This is a genomic window from Armatimonadota bacterium (assembly GCA_018268395.1).
Lineage (GTDB): Bacteria > Armatimonadota > Fimbriimonadia > Fimbriimonadales > Fimbriimonadaceae > JAEURO01.
On sequence record JAFDWQ010000003.1, the window covers coordinates 508,677 to 527,883 of the forward strand.

General features: G+C 63.5%; 17 protein-coding genes. All 17 read left to right on the forward strand.

Annotated features, from left to right (window positions below):
- Window positions 1–30 precede the first annotated feature (30 nt).
- Window positions 31–1,578, forward strand: a complete 1,548-nt coding sequence (tadA, locus tag JST30_07840) for a Flp pilus assembly complex ATPase component TadA (GenBank protein ID MBS1714234.1) — start codon at window positions 31–33, stop codon at window positions 1,576–1,578.
- Window positions 1,575–2,783, forward strand: coding sequence for a type II secretion system F family protein (locus tag JST30_07845; protein ID MBS1714235.1), 1,209 nt, complete (start codon window positions 1,575–1,577; stop codon window positions 2,781–2,783). The genes tadA and JST30_07845 overlap by 4 nt, the downstream gene beginning before the upstream one ends.
- Before the next feature lie 36 nt (window positions 2,784–2,819).
- Complete coding sequence (gene gspG / locus JST30_07850) at window positions 2,820–3,245, forward strand: type II secretion system major pseudopilin GspG (GenBank protein ID MBS1714236.1); 426 nt, start codon at window positions 2,820–2,822, stop codon at window positions 3,243–3,245.
- Window positions 3,246–3,284: 39 nt separating this feature from the next.
- Complete coding sequence (locus tag JST30_07855) at window positions 3,285–3,764, forward strand: GspH/FimT family pseudopilin (GenBank protein MBS1714237.1); 480 nt, start codon at window positions 3,285–3,287, stop codon at window positions 3,762–3,764.
- Window positions 3,761–4,138: a type II secretion system protein gene (locus JST30_07860; protein MBS1714238.1), complete on the forward strand. Its 378-nt coding sequence runs from the start codon at window positions 3,761–3,763 to the stop codon at window positions 4,136–4,138. Before JST30_07855 ends, JST30_07860 begins: the two co-directional genes overlap by 4 nt.
- Window positions 4,135–4,824 carry a hypothetical protein gene (locus tag JST30_07865; GenBank protein ID MBS1714239.1) on the forward strand — a complete coding sequence of 230 codons (690 nt, stop codon included), beginning with the start codon at window positions 4,135–4,137 and terminating at the stop codon, window positions 4,822–4,824. Before JST30_07860 ends, JST30_07865 begins: the two co-directional genes overlap by 4 nt.
- Window positions 4,821–6,047: a general secretion pathway protein GspK gene (locus JST30_07870; GenBank protein MBS1714240.1), complete on the forward strand. Its 1,227-nt coding sequence runs from the start codon at window positions 4,821–4,823 to the stop codon at window positions 6,045–6,047. The genes JST30_07865 and JST30_07870 overlap by 4 nt, the downstream gene beginning before the upstream one ends.
- A complete protein-coding gene (locus JST30_07875) occupies window positions 6,044–7,330 on the forward strand; it encodes a PilN domain-containing protein (GenBank protein MBS1714241.1) in 1,287 nt (428 codons plus the stop codon). The genes JST30_07870 and JST30_07875 overlap by 4 nt, the downstream gene beginning before the upstream one ends.
- Complete coding sequence (pilO, locus tag JST30_07880; GenBank protein ID MBS1714242.1) at window positions 7,314–7,853, forward strand: type 4a pilus biogenesis protein PilO; 540 nt, start codon at window positions 7,314–7,316, stop codon at window positions 7,851–7,853. The genes JST30_07875 and pilO overlap by 17 nt, the downstream gene beginning before the upstream one ends.
- Window positions 7,840–8,550, forward strand: coding sequence for a hypothetical protein (locus JST30_07885; GenBank protein ID MBS1714243.1), 711 nt, complete (start codon window positions 7,840–7,842; stop codon window positions 8,548–8,550). Before pilO ends, JST30_07885 begins: the two co-directional genes overlap by 14 nt.
- Window positions 8,547–10,940: a hypothetical protein gene (locus JST30_07890; protein MBS1714244.1), complete on the forward strand. Its 2,394-nt coding sequence runs from the start codon at window positions 8,547–8,549 to the stop codon at window positions 10,938–10,940. The genes JST30_07885 and JST30_07890 overlap by 4 nt, the downstream gene beginning before the upstream one ends.
- A 2-nt stretch (window positions 10,941–10,942) precedes the next feature.
- Window positions 10,943–11,611, forward strand: coding sequence for a hypothetical protein (locus JST30_07895; protein MBS1714245.1), 669 nt, complete (start codon window positions 10,943–10,945; stop codon window positions 11,609–11,611).
- 191 nt (window positions 11,612–11,802) lie between these two features.
- The gene (locus JST30_07900; protein ID MBS1714246.1) at window positions 11,803–13,161 is read left to right on the forward strand and encodes a hypothetical protein; all 1,359 of its coding nucleotides are present in this window, start codon (window positions 11,803–11,805) and stop codon (window positions 13,159–13,161) included.
- 54 nt (window positions 13,162–13,215) lie between these two features.
- Window positions 13,216–15,840 (forward strand): hypothetical protein, encoded by a 2,625-nt coding sequence (locus JST30_07905; GenBank protein ID MBS1714247.1) that lies wholly within the window; start codon window positions 13,216–13,218, stop codon window positions 15,838–15,840.
- Between the two features lie 376 nt (window positions 15,841–16,216).
- Window positions 16,217–17,503 (forward strand): extracellular solute-binding protein, encoded by a 1,287-nt coding sequence (locus JST30_07910; GenBank protein ID MBS1714248.1) that lies wholly within the window; start codon window positions 16,217–16,219, stop codon window positions 17,501–17,503.
- A complete protein-coding gene (locus JST30_07915) occupies window positions 17,500–18,375 on the forward strand; it encodes a sugar ABC transporter permease (GenBank protein ID MBS1714249.1) in 876 nt (291 codons plus the stop codon). The genes JST30_07910 and JST30_07915 overlap by 4 nt, the downstream gene beginning before the upstream one ends.
- Window positions 18,372–19,187 (forward strand): carbohydrate ABC transporter permease, encoded by an 816-nt coding sequence (locus JST30_07920; GenBank protein ID MBS1714250.1) that lies wholly within the window; start codon window positions 18,372–18,374, stop codon window positions 19,185–19,187. Before JST30_07915 ends, JST30_07920 begins: the two co-directional genes overlap by 4 nt.
- Window positions 19,188–19,207: the final 20 nt, after the last annotated feature.

Sequence of the window (19,207 nt, forward strand, 5' to 3'; positions counted from 1 at the left end):
CGCCTGTCTGGGCTTGGGAACCTTTAAGGAATGAACGGGGCGAACGGTACGGCTACCGAAACCGGCGGCAAGTTGCCCGTCTTCGACCTCTCGGAACAGAAACCGGATCCGGAGGCGATCGAACTCGTCCCGGGCGAGTTCGCCCTCAAACACCAGATCTTGCCCGTCGCGTTCGAAGGCGACGTGCTCGTCGTCGCGATCGGCGGGCTCCAGTCGTTGCAGGCCGTCGCCGACCTCGGCGTCCTCATCGAACGGCCGGTCAAAGCCGTCCAGGCCAACCCGCAACTCATCCGTGACCGCATCGAAGAGCGGTTCCTCGAAGGCATCCTCTCCCAGCTTCCCGGCGACGAGGGCCCGTCGACGGAGATCGACGATTCGACGGATCTGGCCGACCTCCAAAAGATGGCCGGTGAGACGGCCGTCGTCCAGATGGTCAACCTCCTGTTCGCACAGGCCGTGCGCGACAATGCCAGCGACATCCACATCGAGCCGTACGAGCGCGAGGTCAAGGTCCGGTACCGCATCGACGGCATGCTTCACGACATGCTTCGGCCGCCGAAGCGGATGCACGCCGCGATCGTCTCCCGACTGAAGATCCTCGGCGAGATGAACATCGCCGAGCGGCGGCTGCCCCAAGACGGGCGCATCAAACTGACGATCGCCGGCCGGGCCGTCGACGTTCGCGTCTCGATCGTGCCGACGGTGTTCGGAGAACGCGCGGTCATGAGGATCCTCGACAAGGGGACGGCCATGCTCGGGCTGGAAGAGTTGGGTATGCAGCCGGACGTCCTGGAGAAGTTCCGACGGCTCATTTCGATCCCGTACGGCATCATCCTTGCGACAGGGCCCACGGGTTCGGGCAAATCCACGACGCTGTACGCGTCCCTACAGGAGATCTACGACCCGAGCAAGAACATCCTGACGATCGAGGACCCGGTCGAATACCAGGTCCCTGGGATCGGACAGGTCCAAGTCCGGCCTAACATTGGCCTCTCCTTCGCCTCGGGTCTGCGCTCCTTCTTACGGCAAGACCCGGACGTCATCATGGTCGGTGAAATCCGCGACCACGAGACGGCCGAGATCGCGATCCACGCCGCTTTGACGGGCCACCTCGTCTTCAGCACCCTGCACACGAACGACGCTCCCGGCGCACTGACACGGTTGCTCGACATGGGCGTCGAGCCGTACCTTGCTGCGAGTTCGGTCATCGGCGTCGTGGCCCAGCGGCTCGTCCGGCGCAACTGTCCGTTCTGCGCGGAGCCGACCTCCTTTGACGCGGACGCGTTGGCCGCGATCGGCGTCTCCAAGGGCGAAACCGGCGACTTCCGCAAAGGCAAGGGTTGCGACAAGTGCCAAGGGACGGGCTTTAAAGGCCGCCAAGGCGTGTACGAACTCTTGATGGTCGACGAGACCATCCGGCACCTCACCGTCGAGCGCGCATCGGCGGGCGTGATCAAGGAGCACGCGACGGGCGTCCAGAAAATGCGGACCCTCCTCGGGGACGGCCGGGTCGCCGTCCTGAACGGCCGTTCCACGCCGGACGAAGTCCTCCGTGTCTGCCAGAGGGAGGGTCTGTGACGTCGTTCGCCTATACGGCCGTCGAGGCGTCGGGACGACGTCGCAACGGCATCGTCGACGCTTCAGACCGCGAGTCGGCCGTCGCCCAACTCTTGTCGGGCGGGCTCTTCGTCGTCGACATCCGCCCGGAAGCCGGGGTGAAACAGATGGTCCAGGCGTCGAAGCCTGGGCGCGTGTCCCGTAGCGACATCGCCATCTTCACGCGCCGGCTCGCCGACCTCTCGGCGGCCGGGCTTCCCTTGGACCGCGTCCTCCAAGTCGTGGGCGAACAGTCGGAAAGCAAAGTTCTGGTGGACGTCGCCGAACAGGCCTTGGTCGACGTCAAAGCGGGCCTCAGCGTGTCCCAAGCTCTGGCCAAACACCCCAAAGTCTTCAATAGCGTCTACACCGAAACGTTGCGTGCCGGCGAGGCGAGCGGCCAGCTACCGAGCGTCGCGACGCGTCTGGCGGACTTTCTCGAGACCGAAGTCGCGCGCCGGAGCCAGATCACGAACGCGCTGATCTATCCGGCGATCCTCAGCGCGACGGCCGCGTTCGTCGTCATCTTCCTGCTGACCTTCGTCGTGCCACGGCTGTCCGGCGTGTTCCGCGACCTGGGCAACGATTTGCCCGTGACCACGAAGATCCTCCTCGGCGTCACCGACTTCATCACGACGAACTGGATCGCGATCGTCGTCGGAATCGTCGCCGCGATCGTGGGGTACAGGATGTGGGCGGCGACGGAAGCCGGGGCGAGGGCCAGGGACACGATCGTGCTGAAGCTGCCCTTGGTCGGCAAGGTGTGGACCAAGGCCGTCGTCGCCCGGTTCTCCCATGTCCTTGGGACGCTGGTCTTCGGCGGCGTGCCGATCCTAGAAGCGCTACAGATCGCCGGGATGTCGGCGGGGAACAGGGTGTTCCGCGACACCAGCAACCAAGTGGCGGGCGACGTGCGAGAGGGCCGCTCGATCGCGGCCTCCATGCGGGACGCGGGGTCGTTCCCTCCGGTGCTGACCCATATGGTCGCGATCGGCGAAGAGACGGGCGACCTTCCCAAGATGCTGTCCCGTGTCGCGGGGAGCTTGGACTTCGAGGTCGAACACGGGATGAAGCGGCTCACAGCGATGGTCGAGCCGGTCATCGTCCTGACCATGGGGTTCTTCGTCGGATTCGTCGTGCTTTCCGTCATCCTACCGATCTATCAAGCTCAAGAACTGGTGAAATGAAATGACAAAGAATCTCCTTGCGAGGCGTATCAGACCATGAAACGGCGAAAGAAAGCGTTTACGCTCATCGAGCTGCTCGTCGTCATCTTGATCCTCGCGATCCTGGCGGCCCTGATCGTGCCGCGGGTCGTGAACAAGACGTCGGACGCGAAGCGCTCGAAGGCCGCCAGCGACATTTCGTCCCTCCACACGGCCCTGAACAATTTCAGGTTGGACTGTGACCGCTTCCCGACGTCCGAAGAAGGCCTGGCCGCCTTACGGAGCCAACCCGCCGACGTTCCCGGATGGCGCGGCCCGTATTTGGACAAACCGCTTCCTCCCGACCCCTGGGGCAACGAGTACTACTACGAGAACACGGGTAACGATAACTTTGTCGTCATGTCCTATGGTGCCGACGGTGCACCGGGTGGAGAAGGCGACGGAATGGACGTCGGCGGAGAAGACGACTCCGGCGGGGGCTAGCCGCACGTCCTGATGCGTCGTGGGTTCACACTGATCGAATTGAGCGTCGTCATCGTGGTCTTGGCCATGATGGCGGCCCTGATCGTGCCGAACCTGGTCACGTCGCTGAGGGGCGGGCAGGTCAAGGTTTACCGACAGTCGGTGTTCGACATCGTGCGGCAAGGCCGGGAAGAGGCGGTCACAAGGGGGACGACCGTCACTTTGAAGGGCGAAGAGTCGGGAGTTTTCAGCCTGACTCAAGCAGGCGAGGACGGCGACGCGACGATCAAGGAGACGCGCGAGGGCGGTGACGTGACCGCATCCGGGTTCGAGTCGTTCTCGACGGCCTCGACGGACGCCGAATGGTCGACGCGCTTCTTCCCCGACGGATCGAGCGAAGGCGGAGCGTTCCAACTGGACGAAGGGTCGTCTTCGGTCACGGTCAGGATACGCAGGGCCGACGGACGGATGACGGTCACGAGCGGGCCGGTCAGCGACAACGCGAACGACGAGACGAAATGGGAGGTCGGGACGTGGTGAAGCGGTCGAATGGCTTCTCGCTGATCGAAGTGCTCGTCGCAGTGGCGATGACGGGGATCGCCGTCGCCGGGCTCGTCGGCACGCTCGGATACATGTCGAAGTCGGAGGCGCGGGCGCTTGAACGCGAGAAAGTGCAGGCTTTGGCCCAAGACAAGATCGACGAAGTCATGGCCGTAGGGACGTACGACCAGACGGAGGGGAACTTTGAGGACCTTGGCGTCTCCGGATACTCCTGGACGATGACTCTCGATACGACGCAACTCCCGGACGTGGATTCAGTGACCGTGACCGTCACGAAGGACACCGATTCGACGATGTCACAGTCGCTCGGCACGCTCGTCTACCGGCCGACGACGACGGGGGCGGCACCGTGAAACGTCGGGGCGTGACGCTACTGGAACTCCTGGTGTCGTCCATCCTGGCAGCGGCGATCACCTCGGCGCTTTCAATGGCCTTCTCGGTGGCGGCCAAGCACCAGCAGACGTACGCAAGGCCCAGGGTCGAAGCGGAACTCCGGACGTACTTCGAGGACCGGATTCGGGCCCTTGTGTCACGGGCCCTGCTGAGCCCTGACGACGCCGACACCGTCACCGTTTTCAGAACGGACACCGACAGTCAAGGCGACGGTGCCTCAGACCGGTTGACGTTCACCATCGAGGGTCAAAGGTGGAACTACGGCGCGATGGACGACTCGAGTACCGATTTCGAAAGCCGTAACGAGACCTGGGGGCCGGTCGGAGGCCTGACCGAAGTCAGTATCGGCACGACCGCGCAAGGCGAGGCCGGGTCCCGAACCGGTCTGTTCGTCCGATCCCAGACCCCGGCCGATTCCGACCATGAACAGGGTGGCTATGAGCAGGTCTTAGACGACCAGGTCGCGTCGGTGTCGTTCGAAGTCCTCGACGAGACAGGTAACTGGACGGCCTCGTGGGACTCGTCGACCTCCCGGACCCTGCCGACAGGGGTCAAAGTCTCGTACACCTTGCTCGACGATCCTGACACGGTCAGAAGCTTCGTCGTCAGACTCCGGAACGCGACGTCCCAGGCGGTGTCGCCGTGAGAAGGAAGCGCGGTAGCGCGTTCGTCATGGCGCTGATGGTGATCGTGGCCGTAACGTCCATCCTGGCCCTGACCGCATCCCGCGAACGGGTGAACCTTAAGGCGACCGTGAACAGGCTCGAAGCGCGGCGCGCCCGAATGGCGGCCGAGGCCGGTGTGCAAGCGGCCATGGCCGAACTGGCCAACCTCACATCGACGTCGACGGTCGACCGGCTCGGTACATGGTCGACCTTCGGGGACGAGGGCCTCATGCAGTACGTCGTCAACGACGTGGCCTTCCGCGTCCAGATCATCGACGCGGCGTCCTTAGTCAACTTGAACCGGGCATCGGAAGCGCAGCTGCAGAACATGAACCTGACGACGGCCCAGATCGATTCCCTCCTCGACTGGCGGGAAGAGGGGGAGACGGCCCGGACCGAAGGGGCGAAGGACGAGTTCTATCAGAACCTTCCGCAGCCCTACTCGGCGGCCAAAGGCCGGCTCCACGACATCAAAGACGTGCTCCTGGTCAAAGATTGGGTCCCTTCGACCGTGTTCTCGATGGACAACACGACGAACACGGGCATCGTGACGGTGCCGCTGTACGAACTGTGCACCGTGGAAAGCGGTGCCCCGAACACGGACGGCTCTGGGACGCAACGGCAGAACATCAACACAGTCCAGGTCCAGCAGCTTGTCCAGGCCGGCATCGGCCAGCAGGCCGCTGCCGCGATCATCGCCCGGCGCAACGGCCTTGGGACGTTCACCTCGATCAATCAGGCTGTCAGTGCTCCCGGAGTGGACGTGAACGCTGCCGGGATCATCATGGACAGGTTCTGGACGGACGGATCGACCCGGATCGAGGGCCAACTGAACCTGAACACGGCGTCCGAGGAGGCCATCATGACGTTGCCTGGCATGACCCAGGACGTCGCGTCCTCGATCGTTTCCCGCCAAGACGCAGGCTTTCAGCAATTGAGTGAACTGGCGCAGATCCCTGGCGTCACCACACAGTTGTTGGGCCAGACTGCCGACCTCCTCTCGGTCGGTTCCGACACGTTTCTGATCCGAGTCCGGGCGACGGCAGGTTCGACGGTGACCTGCGTCGAAGCCGTGGTCAGGATGGAGGGGACGTCTCCGACCCTCGTAAAGATCAGTGAGACACCAGAGAAAGACATGCTTTCCGTTTGGACATGGTCGAACGACTCGATCAACGACACCGTATTGAGCGAGGTGCGGCCATGAGGCCCGGAGACGGCGTCACTTATCCCGTCCTCGAGTACGCGCGCGACACCGTGCGCCTTTACACGCCCTCCACGGGCCGGGTCGTTTCGGCACGAAGGCCGCACGAGGTGCTGGCCGAACTCGGGCCGAACCGGACGGTCGTCCTCGCCTTGTCGCGGCGCAGTTCGTTCGTACGGTCGACGCGGTTGCCCGACGTGGACAAGGGGGCCTTGTCCGCGATCCTGGGGCTTCAAGTCGGCCAACTGTTCCCGCTCGCGCCGTCGGACCTGGCGTTCGATGCGGCGCCCGCCGAGGACAAGAACACGGAAGGGCGACTGGCCACGATCGCGGCCGTCAAGACCGAACTGCTGTCCGAGGCCCTGGCCGCCTTGAAGGAGGCGGGGATCGGGACGGCGGCGGTCCTTCCGGCCGCTTGGTCGTCGGCCAGGATCGCCCGTTCTGCCGGACTCTCCGACTGCGCCGTTGTCGGACACGGTCCGGAGGGATTGACCATCGACCTCGTCCAAGGCGGCGCGGTCGTCCAGTCCCGTACCGTTCCCGCTCAAGAGTCCGCGACGGCGGTCGCCTCCGAGGTCGCCCAGAGCTTGGAAGCGGCCCAAATGTCGGACGTCGAGGTTTTGTGCGCTCCGGGAGTGCCCTATCCGGGCGGCCGGAAATGGGACGATGAGCCTTTGGCGGCCCTGTCCAACGGGCCGTTCGAGCTCTTCCTTGAACTGCCCGAAGCCAAATTGGCCAAGGCCAAAAAGGAAGAGCACAAGCGAAAGAACCTGGCCCTCCTCCTGTGGGTCGCGGCCCTAGGGGTCGGGGCCGTGGTGTACGACATCCGGAGCAGCGAGGCGGAGACGGTGAAGAAGGCGGACAAGAAGTGGGCCGGGCGCCTCAAGACGATCCGTTCGGACAATTCGCTCGCTCAGTCCCGCGCGACCGAACTGCGGTCGGTGAAGGGCGTGGTGGACGTCGCGTTCGCACCGAAACAGCCGCTGTCCGACGTTACGACGGTCCTCTCGAACCTTTCGCCGCCTAGCCTTTGGCTGACGGGCGTCTCGGTCGAACGTGGGAAACGGGCCACGGTGAGAGGGACGGCGACCAACGGGCAGGCCGTCTCGGCCTACTTGACGTCGCTGGGCAGGCAATCACGGTTGAGGGACATTAAGCTCGTATTCGCGAACAATGCGCTGATCGAAAAGACACCGGTCGTCAACTTCTCGGTCTCGATGCACGTCGTCGGCAATTTTCCGCTTCCCGAAAAGGCGGCAGGAGGGGCGGTTGCGCGGCGTTCGTGACCCTTGGCAGACGGCCGGGATCGCGGCGATGGTGCTGACGGTCGGCCTCTTGGCGTTCCACCTTCTGGCTCCCATGCCGAGCGCGGCTCAGACGACCAAGCGGCATCGGGCCGAAGAGATCAAAACGGAAGCCGAGACCAAGTCCCTTCGAGAGGAAGTGGCCCGGATCAAGACCGAGATCGCCCCGAACCTGTGGGACGTTCCCGTCGACGAACTGGGCGCGGCGGTGATGGGGGTCGTCGACAAGGCCGTCGCCGGAAAGGCCTTAAAAATCCAGGGATTTCGGCCCCAGAAGCCGATAACGGTCTCAGGGGTCACGAGGTTTCCGTACCTCGTGGTCCTACAAGGCCCGTTCCAGCAGGTCGTAGGGTTTGTTAGGGATATTGAAACAACAGGAACGAAACTGGCCGTGAGCGGAGTACAAATGTCTGGGGCGGACGGAGCCACGGACACAGTTACGGCGACGATCGGGATCGTCGCGCTGAAGACCGAGGGAGGAAACAACGAACGTGAAACAAACTAAGCCGTTTTTCGCCCGGCCGCTCACATGGGTCGCGCTGGCGGCCTTGGGCATCGCCGGCTACGTCATGACCGAGCCGGAACAGTCCAAGGCGCCAAAGACGACGTCCTCCCGGCCCAAAAAGAAGTCCACGACCGCCGCTAAGGAGGAAGTGTTCACGAAGGAGGACACGACGGCCACGTTTTCTCCGGTCAAAGACCAGGTCAAGAACTCCTTCCGGCCCATCGTGGCGAAGTCGGGCCGCTTCGGAGGAGCCGACGGGATGGCGAACGTGCTTCCAGGAGACTTTACGGGCGGCGACGGAAGCTGGGTCTACACGGGGTCCGTGGAAACGGACGGCGTGATGATGGCCCTGATCGAGAACCGTGCGACCGGAGACGCCGTGTACTTGAAGCGCGGCGAACGTTGGAAGAGCTCGTACGTCGTCGACATTACGGAAGATTCGGTCGTCATGCGGGGCCCTTCGGGCGAAAAAGCCCTTGGCCTCGTCGACGCCCCCGCCTCGATCGCCAGAACCGGCGGGGGTGGGCGAGCGTCTACACCGGTAGCGCCCATGAACGTGGACGTCCCGCGCAATTTCAGAGGCCCGATCGGGAACGGTGGAGGCAACGCGATGCCGAACGGCCTGAGCGTCGTGCCTGAAGCCGCGCCGGCCGGCCAAGTCCCGCAAGAAATCGTGTTCCCAGGAGACAACGAATGAAACGCACACTGGCCCTTTTGGCGTTGCTGACCCTTCAGCCCGCCGTCCTCTTCGCGCAGGACTTCGACTCTGGGGACTCCGCCAAGCCATGGGACAGCTTGAAGCTGCCGAAAAAGTCCGTCAAGCTGGACTTTAAGGGGGCGAGCGTCGACGCCGTCATCCAGTACTTTTCCAAGGCGTCCGGGATCACGATCATCAAGGATCCTTCGTTGACGCAACCGTTGACGCTCTCGACGGCTAACGCGGTGCCGCTCAACGAAGCGTTCTCGATCTTGAACACCGCCCTTGGTCTCCGGAACTATGAGATCAAGAAGGACGGCAAGGTCCTCGTCGTCAAAGCGAAGCCTCAGAACAACCGGGGCGGGCGCGACATGACGGGAGGGGCGTCGTTCGACCCGTCGATGCTGGCGGGCGCAGGGCAGGATCAGAGCGTCCTCAAGGTCTACCGCGTCAACTTCGCGAACGCCTCGACCGTGGCGCGGGTCGTGAACGACGTCTTCGCCGGCACCGGCGGCGGCGGCCCCCAGTTCACGATGGCCCCAGGGGGCGCATTCGGGAACCGGGGCGGACGGACGCAGGGCCGAGGGTTCTCGTTCGGCGGCTTCGGCCAGCAGCAAACCATCCGGGCGTCTTCGGACGACTACTCCAACACCGTGATCGTGAACGCGCCGAGCAAGAACCAAAGGCAGGTCGAAGACCTGATCAAAGAGATCGACACGCCGGCCGAAGAAGCCCAGAAGCCCAAGGTCTACCGGCTCGAGTTTGCGACGTCGGACGAACTTCAGCCTGTCATCAACAACGTTCTCGTCGCCAACGCTCCGCGAGGTAAGGGCGGCTCGACCTCCAACACCCCGGTGGACCGGCAGTTCTCCGGATTCCCGTTCGGCGGGCTGTTCGGCAACAGGCAGAACTCGAACAATTCGGCGGTCGTGTCCGAACCAAGGACGAACTCGCTCATCGTCACGACCACCGAAGGCAACCACGAACTGGTCACCAAGGTGTTGAAAGACCTTGATACCGAGATCAAGATCCAGTCCACGACGTTCGTCCTGCCGCTCGACAACGCGCGAGCCGACCAGGTCGCGCAACTGATGCAACAAGCCTTCGGCACGCGGACGGGCGCCAACGGGCGGTCGAACAACACGGGCCGGACGAGCACTCAAAACGGGACGCAGAACCGGAACAACCGCAACAACAACGGCGGTAACCGGCTCGGAAACGGCAACCAATTGGGCGGGAACGTCGGCAACGAAGACACGTTGGCGCTGGAGGTCGGCGAGGACGGACAACTCCGGACGAGCATCGACGTCAACAGTGAACTGATGGCCCAGTTTTTCGGCGGTCAGTTCGGTGGAGGCGGCCAGAACAACCAGAACCGGACGAACCAGAACACGGGTCAGACCGTGGGACGTGACGCCCAGGGACGGGTCGTTCCGGTCCAAGACTTGACGAATCAGGTCACGGTCATCCCCGATCAGAACACGAACAGCCTGATCATCGTCACGACCCCCGGCAACGCCGACCTGATCCGGAACATCGTCGCCCAGCTCGACCGCATCCCCGAGCAGGTCATGATCGAAACGATCATCGTCGAAGCGACCCTCGGATCGGAAGACAAACTCGGCGTCGAATGGAAGTTCGCACAGACGCCGGCGTTCGGGAACCCGGGGACGGGCGGTACGGCCGAAGGGAACTTCGGGCTCCAGACGGCGAACGGCCAAGGCTTCAGGTACACCCTGACAGGCGGGAACCTGACAGGCTTCATCAACGCGCTGAAGACGGACACGAAGTTCCAAGTGCTCTCAACGCCGAAGATCTTTACCAGCAACAACGTCGAAGCCGAGATCAACATCAGCCAGCGCGTCCCTTACGTGACGAGCCAACGGACGGACGTGAACGGCAACATCACATACACGTACGATTTCGAGGACGTCGGCATCGTGCTGACCGTGACCCCCAGGATCACGGCCAACGGCTACGTGACCATGGACGTGCTCCAGACCGCGAACGACCTTCAGGGCTTCACGAGCTTCAACGCACCGATCGTCAACCAGCGTCAGGCGGAGACGACGGTCGCGGTGAAGGACGGCGAGACGATCATCCTCGGCGGCATCATCCGCAACACGGTGACGTCCACGGTCAAAAAGATCCCTCTGCTGGGCGACATCCCGATCCTCGGCAACATCTTCCGGTCGACCGACCGGAGCAAGAACAGAACAGAATTGCTCGTCTTCCTTAGCCCGCGCGTCGTCCGAAACCCGGACGATGCCGCCAAGCTGAGGAAGAACGAACAAGAAAAGCTCTCCAAGTCCACCCAAGGCGACCTCAAAAAGGTCATCGACGATGGCAAGGGTAAAAAGGGCGGCGACTCCAGTTCCGGAGACAGGTGAACATGAACAAGATCATTCGAACCCTTGCGGTCGCAGCCATGATCGGCGCGGCTGCTCTCTCGATGGCGCAGGGCGGCGGTGGCCGCGGAATGCGAATGGGCGGCCCCGGTGGCGGCGGCCCGACGATGCTGTTGATGCGCGAAGACGTCCAGAAGGAGATCAAGCTCACGAGCGAGCAGAAGTCCAAGCTGGACGAGATGCGTCAAGCCATGCAGGAAAAGATGCGCGAGATGTTCCAGAACGGCGGTGGCGGCGGTGACCGTGAAGCCATGATGGCCGAGATGCAGAAGATGCGGGCCGAGTCGGACAAGCAGACCAATGCGGTCCTGACCGCCGACCAGCAGAAGCGGCTCAAGGAACTCTGGATCCAACGCGAAGGCGCCCGTTCGATCACGAACGCGGACGTGCAGAAAGACCTCAACATGACCGACGACCAGAAGGCGAAGGTCAAAGAGATCATGGCGGCTCAGGCTGAAGCCCAGCAGGGCCTCATGGAAAAAATGCGCAACCAAGAAATCGACCGTGATGAGATGCGCACGATCATGACGAAGAACCAGGAAACCTTGAAGGAAAAGCTGAACGGCGTCCTCACCGACGAACAGAAGGCCCAACTCAAGAAGATGGAAGGCGCCCCCTTCAAGTTCGAAGAGGGTAACGGCGGCATCGGCTAAAGCCGGACGACCGTCGAACGGCAGGGCCGGATCACAATGATCCGGCCCTTTTTATGCCTCAAGTGATCGAATTGCCGGTTTTGTCGCAAAGGGCGAACGTGCCTGCGCCGGACGGCGCACCTGGAGTAATCTAACGAACGTTCACGCGAACGATTGGTTCGCATGACGATTCTCGTTTCAGGGACTGTTCTATGAAGATTCGTAACGTCGCGCGCCGCGCCCTGGCCCCCGTGATGTGGGGCGTCTTCGCCTCCCTGCCCGCTCCGGCACTGTCACAGTCCGTCGGCGGCCAACCGCTGGTCCCTTACATTTTTACGTTCCCCTATCAAGACCAGTTTCTTAACGGACAGTTGCAGGACATGACGCACGCCTATCCTTACTGTGGCGTCAGGATCTTGGCGAAGGGCGACTATCACGTTCCGTCCTGGTCGATGCTCGTGCCTTTCCTGACCGGCGTCTCAGCGTTCACCGATCCGGACCATCCGAACCTCGACCCGATCGTGGCCGTCGGCGCGTACAACCTCGGGAACACGGCGGGCCTTAAGCTGATGGCCAATGAGCCGACGGCAGGCGTCGTCCTTGAGACCAACTACCTCGTACCGCCGACCTATTACCGCCAAATGGAGTGGTACTTGTCGTTCCGGACGACCCAAGGCAATCCTGGACAGGAATACAGGCCGATCAACATCAACTACGCACCGGACTTCGGTCAAGTCACGGGATCGTCGATCAGCGCCGCATCGCAACCATGGGGAGCGAACTTCGAGTTCGTCGCTCCGGTCGGTGGGATCGCAGGGACGAGGTTTGCCCAGATCGGCTGGAGCGGCTCCGGCGGGGGCGCCATCAACGGGTTCCAGCACTCGGGCAACTCCACCGAGAACACCCTCATCGACATCCAAGCGCAAGGCGCCCAAAACTCTGTGATCCAAATCGGGTCACGGGGGATCACAGGCGTCGGGAGGTGGGCCACGCTCAGTCCCATGCAGTGCGCCATGAGCGTCGCGACGGCCAGCGATTTCCTCCGGCTCTACGACACGGGTTCGAACGGTGGAGGGGCCGTTTCGATCAACTCTTCGAACGCGGGCAACATGGCGGGAATCGTGGTCAGTAGCAGTTCCACGAACCGGCCCAGCATCGTAGGCAAAGGGATCGCCGGGCAGGCGGCGCCCTTATTGCGGCTCGTCGATTCGTCGAACGCAGACCCGTCCACGAACAAGGGCGAGGTCTTTTCGGTCGACACCAACGGGAACATGCGGATCAAGGTCGGGACCGTGAACGCAGGGACCGGCCAAGGATCGGTCACGTTGACGAGCCCGTTCTCAGACATCCTCGGGGCGAACGGCACGAAAGGTGTGACCCTCCCGGTCGCGTCGTCCGGACTGGTCGTCCGTGGGTACGCGGACGGGAACAGCGCCGTTGTCCTTTGGCCCGCAAGCGGAGGCTCCATCAACGGCGGACCGGCCAACGGCGCGATTTCGATCCCGGCCCACAAAGTGTTCACGGCGACAGCTCTCGATGGGAGCCGCTGGGCCGTCCAGGTCGGATCCTAGTCCTCCAGATTGGGGCCGTCGCCTCTGGCGGCCCCGATCCTTCAAACTGATTTCGTGCCCGACAAGATCCCTCTGACGTACACCTTCGGCAACCACATGCATTGGGTGGACATGGAGTGGCTGTGGGGCTACCGTGTCTTGCCCGGCTCTGTGGCCGACATGCTCCGGTACTGCCACGAGACCGGCGCCAAAGGGTGCGTCAATTTCGACGGGATCGGCTACGAGAAACTCGCGGCAGAAGCACCGGAGGCCCTGCGGGCCTTGTGCGAGGCGGTCCAGGACGGCGTCGTCGAACCGGTCGGGTGTTCTTACGGCCAACCGTACGGGCTCTTCCATGGTGGCGAGTCGAACGTCCGACAACGGGTCTATGGCGTCCGGACCGTGATGCGGCTGCTCGGCGTCCGGCCGAAGACGTTCTGGGAAGAGGAGTTCGACTTTTTCCCCCAATTGCCGCAAATGTTGTCGGGCGTCGGGATGTCGGGAGCGTCGCTCTACTTCCAGTGGACCTGGCACACGCCCGAAGTCCCGTTCGAGGACGGGCCCGTGGTCTGGTGGGAAGGCGTCGACGGCACGCGCCTTCTGACTGCCACTCGGAACCGAATGAACCTCCACCAATGGCCGGAGGACTTCCAGATCCTCTTGGACGAGCTGGCGGAAGATCCAAGGGACGCGCCGAGGCGCGGTTCGGGCGCCGCTCCACCCCCGACCCCCTCCTCATGTTCGGGGCACGAACCATCCCCTGCACACGAGGAGGGGGCTCCGGAACCCCTCATCCTCCAATGGCTGGAACTCATGCCGTCGCCGGACTGGATGTGCCGGTCCGAAATCATGCTGCCGAAGCTGCTCGGACTGAAGGACGACCGGTTCGACGTCACCTTCGCGACTCTGGGAGAGTATCTGGACGGCGTCAGACCGGCGGCGGGCGAGGTTCCCGTGCGTCGCTACGGTCTCGAAGACGTCTGGCACGGCATGACGCTCGGGAAAAACGGGGACAGGCACGTCCGAAAGTCGGCCGCACTGGAACGCCGAATCCTGACGTCAGAGGCCGCTTGGGCGATCCTCGGACTGTTCGGCCGACCCTATAAGCCCTGGGACGTCTATCCGGTCTGGGAACTCGAGGAGTGCTGGAGGATGCTCCTCGCCGCACAACACCACGACAACCACGAGTGTGAGGGCCTGTGCGGTCACGTCGCGGAAGCTCAAATGGGGTACGTCGAGACCGCCTTGGACACGAACGATCCGGTCGGCCACCTCGGCGCTAGGCTACCGGCGGGCGCCACGGGCCTGACCTTTAACGGGCTCGCGCGACCTGTCCCTCGAACCGGTCAGGCCCCTCCAGTCCCGGCCTGGGGCTACTCCGTGGATTTCGGACCAAGCGGGCCCGAACGTGCGGCTTGGACGACGGAAGGGGACGCAGCGGTCTTCCGCTCGGGCGAGTTCGAATGCGCCGTATCTCGCAAGACGGGCGGGCTCCTCCGCCTCCGGAGAGGCGAACACGCCCTCACGTTCGAAGACGGGGCTTGGCCGCACTTTTCATGGGGCGAAAACGGAGAAGCGCGAGTCGCACAAGGGCTCTACCGTCCCATGGAACACAACGGTCCCGGGAACGAGCTCTTCGTCATGTTCGGAAGCCAGGGCGACTTCGGCGTTTGGTACCTTCCACGCCCCGAATCGGGAAGCCTCGAGGTCGTCGTCAGCGTCGAGCCTGGCTCCGATTTGATGCCAGGAGACCCAATGACGATCGACCCGGGATATGCAGGCGGAGTGAAGTGCCGGTGGCGTCCCCCGTTCCCCGTCCACAAGGTGTTCGCCGATTCGCCTTACAGCGTCGCGGAAGTCGGAAAGGGATCGTCCGGCCGTCGCAAGTACCCGGAGGGCGACTGGATGACGAGCCCGCAATGGTTCGAACAGGTCGAGGGCGCCTTCACGTCCTCGAGCTTCGTCGACTTCGTCGACGAGAACGGCGACGGCCTCCTCGTGTCCCACGACGGCTCGCAACAATGGTTCCGCACGGACGAAGGTTTTGAAAACGTCTTGCTCGTCCGCGACCCCTGGGACGGGGACGAGGCCGTCCTCGAAAGCCGGGCCGCCTACCGCCTCACGCTCCACGGGCCGCTTGTGGACAGTGAGCGGATCCGCCTCGGATGGCTGTTGTCGGGCAGGCAAGACCATGCGAGGGACGACCATCCGTTGCAGAAGCGGCCGCGCGTCGCCTCTGGACTAGCAGACCGCCCGATCCCGAGCGACTTCAGCTTTTGTCAAGTTTCGACGCCCAACGTTGTCGCGACCGCCTTGTACCGGGAGTCCGAAGACCCCTCCGGGAGGGGACTCGAAAGGTATGCGGGCCGGGGCATGGGCTACCCGTACGTCCTCCGGCTCGTCGAATTCGACGGTCTGGGGACCACCGTCGTCCTCAACGTCGCCGGGCCCGTCGAAGGGGCCTTCAAGACCGATCTCATGGGCGAAATCCAGGAGGAGCTGCGGCCCGAGAGAGGGGATGACCGACTCTTGAGTTCCGACGCCGACGGGCTGAGTCGGTTCGGGATCGAAGCCGCCCGATTGACCTTCACCATGCGGCCGCACGAGATCGCGACGCTTTATCTCGACATCGTTCCGGGCAGGAAACAGGTGCGCGACCTCGATTCCAAGCGCGAAGTCTGGGCGACCGTGCACCGGTAGCGCCTGTCCGGCTCCCAATCCGGCCCCAATCCGCTCCCGCGGGACAACGTTGGGATCGAAAAGGACCGGGCTTATCGCCTGACCATCCTCTCGATGAGTGAGGAAATCACGGGCCAGAGTGCTACGGACCGCTTCCGGAGTGCTACGGACCGCTCCCGGAGTGTTACGGACCGCTCTCGGAGTGCTACGGACCGCTACCGGAGTGCTACGGACCGCTCCTGGAGTGCTACGGACCGCTCTCGGAGTGCTACGGACCGCTCCCGGAGTGAAAGTGACCGGCCCTGGTGACCTCACGTACCCAAGATCCTGTCTGGGCGAGCAGGGCCGGCCGACGGCAGGTGGGCCGATGACGCATCGGGCAGGTACAACCTCGGACATGACGCGACGCCAGGCCCTCGCCTGGATGACGGCCGCTGCGACGCTGCCGCTCGGCTGCCGGGCCTCCGACGACGGTCGGACCGTGATCCGTGTCGCGAACTGGGGCGGGGCCGGGGACGACAGCGATTATTTCAAGATGGTCCGGTCGCTCTATGACAGATATTCCGACCACGACCCCACCTCACGGGTCCGTGTCGAACTCGTTCCGGGCAGCCAGGAGTACGTCAGCAAGCTGTTGCTCGACCACATCGCGGGGGCGATGCCCGATGTCGTCACGATCGACGCGAGCAGCGCCGCCGTCTTCATCGATAACGGTCTCCTCGCCGACCTGACGCCCTTCGCCGAATCGGACCCAACGTTCGACCTCGACGGTTTCTTCCCGAACGTGGTCGACATCGCCCGACGCGGGAAGGGGCTCTTCGCGGTGCCGATCGACTTCACTCCGATGGTCCTCTATTGCAACGCGCGCCACTTCCGCGAGGCCGGCGTGCCCTTGCCGGAGGGAAAGTGGTCGCACGCGGAGTTCCTTGAGAAGGCGAAGGCCCTGACCACGGCCGATCGGTTCGGCTTCGAGTTCGCGAACTGGATGCCGGGGTGGGTCACGTTCCTGTGGAACCACGGCGCCGATGTGCTCTCGCCGGACGGCGCTCGGGCGAGCGGGTTTTTGGACTCGGAGAAGAGCATCGAGGCGATCGGTTTCGTCGCGGACCTGGTCTCGAAGCACAAGGTGTCGCCGTCGCTCAGCCAGACGGCGGCGGCCGGGGTGGACTATTTCGCGACGGGGCGGGCGTCGATGAAGGTCGTGGGGCACTGGTTCCTGGTCGGGCTCGCCGCCTCGCAGGAGGTGGACCTGGAAGACGTGGTCGTGGTCGAGCTGCCGACGGAACTCGACCGCTCCGAGACGGTGATGTACGAGGCGGGGCTCGGTATCGGAGGGTCGTGCAAGCACCCGCAGAAGGCCTGGGAGTTCATCAAGTATTGGACCGGGCACGGGGTGCAGTCGAAGTACAACACGAGCGGCATCGCGGTGAGCGCGAGAAAGGACGTGGAGGAGGCGAAGCTCGCGGACAAGACTCTGTCGCCGCGTGCGGTCGAGCGGAACCGTGCGTTCCAGCGGATCGTGCCTTCGGCGCGCCCGCCGTGGGGTTCGAGGGTCGAGGGGTACGACCGCGTCGAGGACAACTGTCAAAAGGCGATGGACGCGGTGCTGAAGAACGGCGTGCCTGTGAAGGAGGCGTTCGCGAAAGCGGCGCGGGACATCGACCTGGAGTTCTCACGGCGGTGAGAAGGTCGCGTTCGGCCTGGGCCTTCGTCGCGCCTGCGGCCTTGCACCTGCTCGTCTTCGCGGTGGTGCCGATCGTCTACGCCTTCGTCGTCAGCCTCTTCGATTGGCGGATCCTCAAGGGGACGATGCCGTTCGTCGGGTTCGGCAAGTACCAGGAAGTGCTTCAAGACCCGCCGTTCTGGAACGCGATGTTGAACTCCGCGAAGTTCGCTGCGCTCAGTGTGCCTGCCGGCATGGCCGTAGCGCTCTTGGTCGCGATGCCGCTCGCGTCGCAGCTCAAGGGGATGGGGCTGTTCCGGACGCTCTATTACATCCCTGCGATCAGCAGCATGGTCGCGGTCTCGATGCTGTGGATCTACATGTTCCTGCCCGGGAACGGTCTGATCAACGCGACGACCTCGCTGTTCGGGGTCAAGAGCGTGGACTTTCTCAACGAGACAGGCTGGGCGATGCCGGCGCTCGCGTTCATGAGCGTCTGGACGGGGCTCGGCCCCAGGATGATCATCTATGTCGCCGGGTTGCTCGGCGTCCCGCCTTCGCTGTACGAGGCGGCCGAGCTGGACGGTGCGGGTGCTTGGTCACGGTTCTGGAACGTGACGTGGCCGATGCTCGCGCCGACGAACGTGTTCGTGCTTGTCACGGGCACGATCACGGCCTTCCAGCTTTTCACGCCCGTTTACATGATGACCAAAGGCGGGCCGCTCGACTCGACCGACGTCGTCGGCTACCACGTGTTCGTGGAAGCCTGGAAGAAGTTCCACGTCTCGACCGCGTCGGCCCAGTCGTTCCTGTTGTTGGTCGTCGTCGGCTCGGTCGCGCTTGTCCAGTACCGCATGATGCGGCGGCAGTTGGAGGGGTACTCGGCGGGATGAAAACGGTCCTTCGCTATGCGGTGCTCACGCTGATCGCCCTGTTCCTGATGGCGCCGTTCGTCTGGATGGTCCTCGTGAGCCTTCAGGAGAGCAAGTCTGCGATCCCTGAGGTCTCCAAGCTAATCCCTGAGAAACCGCATTGGGAGAACTACCGCACGGTCGTCCTCTCTCCCCAGGTCCCCGTCTTCCGGTTCTTTTTGAATTCGGTGCTCGTGGCGGGCGGTGTCGTCCTCGGCCAGCTCGTGGTGTGCTCGATGGCGGCCTATGCGTTCGCCAGGCTCAAGTTCCGGTTCAAGGAACCCCTCTTCACGCTCTTCCTGCTGAGCATGATGTTCTCGGGGACGGTGACCCAGATCCCCGTCTTTCTGATGCTACGTGGCATGGGGTGGCTCGATACCTATGCCGCACTGATCGTTCCCGGGGTCGGCAGCGCGTTCGGGGTCTTCCTCCTCCGGCAGTTCTTCAGCCAGATCCCGTTCGAACTGGACGAAGCGGCTCGGATCGATGGGGCCGGCGATTGGACGATCTACTCGCGGCTGACCGTGCCGATGAGCCGGGCCGCGCTTGCGACTCTGGGCGCTTTCGCCTTCATCGCCACATGGACAGACTTCTTCTGGCCTTTGATCGCGACGTCGTCGTTGGAAATGAGGACCCTCGAAGTCGGCCTGAGCATCTTCAAGGACTCCTACCAAGGACAGAACTGGCCGCTTCAAATGACGGCCGCGGTCGTCACGCTACTGCCGTGCCTGATCGTGTTCTTGCTCCTTCAGCGACACTTTGTCAAGGGCGTGACGATCGGCAGCATCAAGTAGGGCCGGTCACCCGAAGGTGC

Bases quoted from the DNA above. Each gene is read 5' to 3' on its own strand.
- JST30_07875 (MBS1714241.1), top strand. From the start codon at position 6,044: ATGAGGCCCGGAGACGGCGTCACTTATCCCGTCCTCGAGTACGCGCGC.
- tadA (MBS1714234.1), top strand. From the start codon at position 31: ATGAACGGGGCGAACGGTACGGCTACCGAAACCGGCGGCAAGTTGCCC.
- JST30_07890 (MBS1714244.1), top strand. From the start codon at position 8,547: ATGAAACGCACACTGGCCCTTTTGGCGTTGCTGACCCTTCAGCCCGCC.
- JST30_07895 (MBS1714245.1), top strand. From the start codon at position 10,943: ATGAACAAGATCATTCGAACCCTTGCGGTCGCAGCCATGATCGGCGCG.
- JST30_07900 (MBS1714246.1), top strand. From the start codon at position 11,803: ATGAAGATTCGTAACGTCGCGCGCCGCGCCCTGGCCCCCGTGATGTGG.
- JST30_07910 (MBS1714248.1), top strand. From the start codon at position 16,217: ATGACGCGACGCCAGGCCCTCGCCTGGATGACGGCCGCTGCGACGCTG.
- JST30_07920 (MBS1714250.1), top strand. From the start codon at position 18,372: ATGAAAACGGTCCTTCGCTATGCGGTGCTCACGCTGATCGCCCTGTTC.
- gspG (MBS1714236.1), top strand. From the start codon at position 2,820: ATGAAACGGCGAAAGAAAGCGTTTACGCTCATCGAGCTGCTCGTCGTC.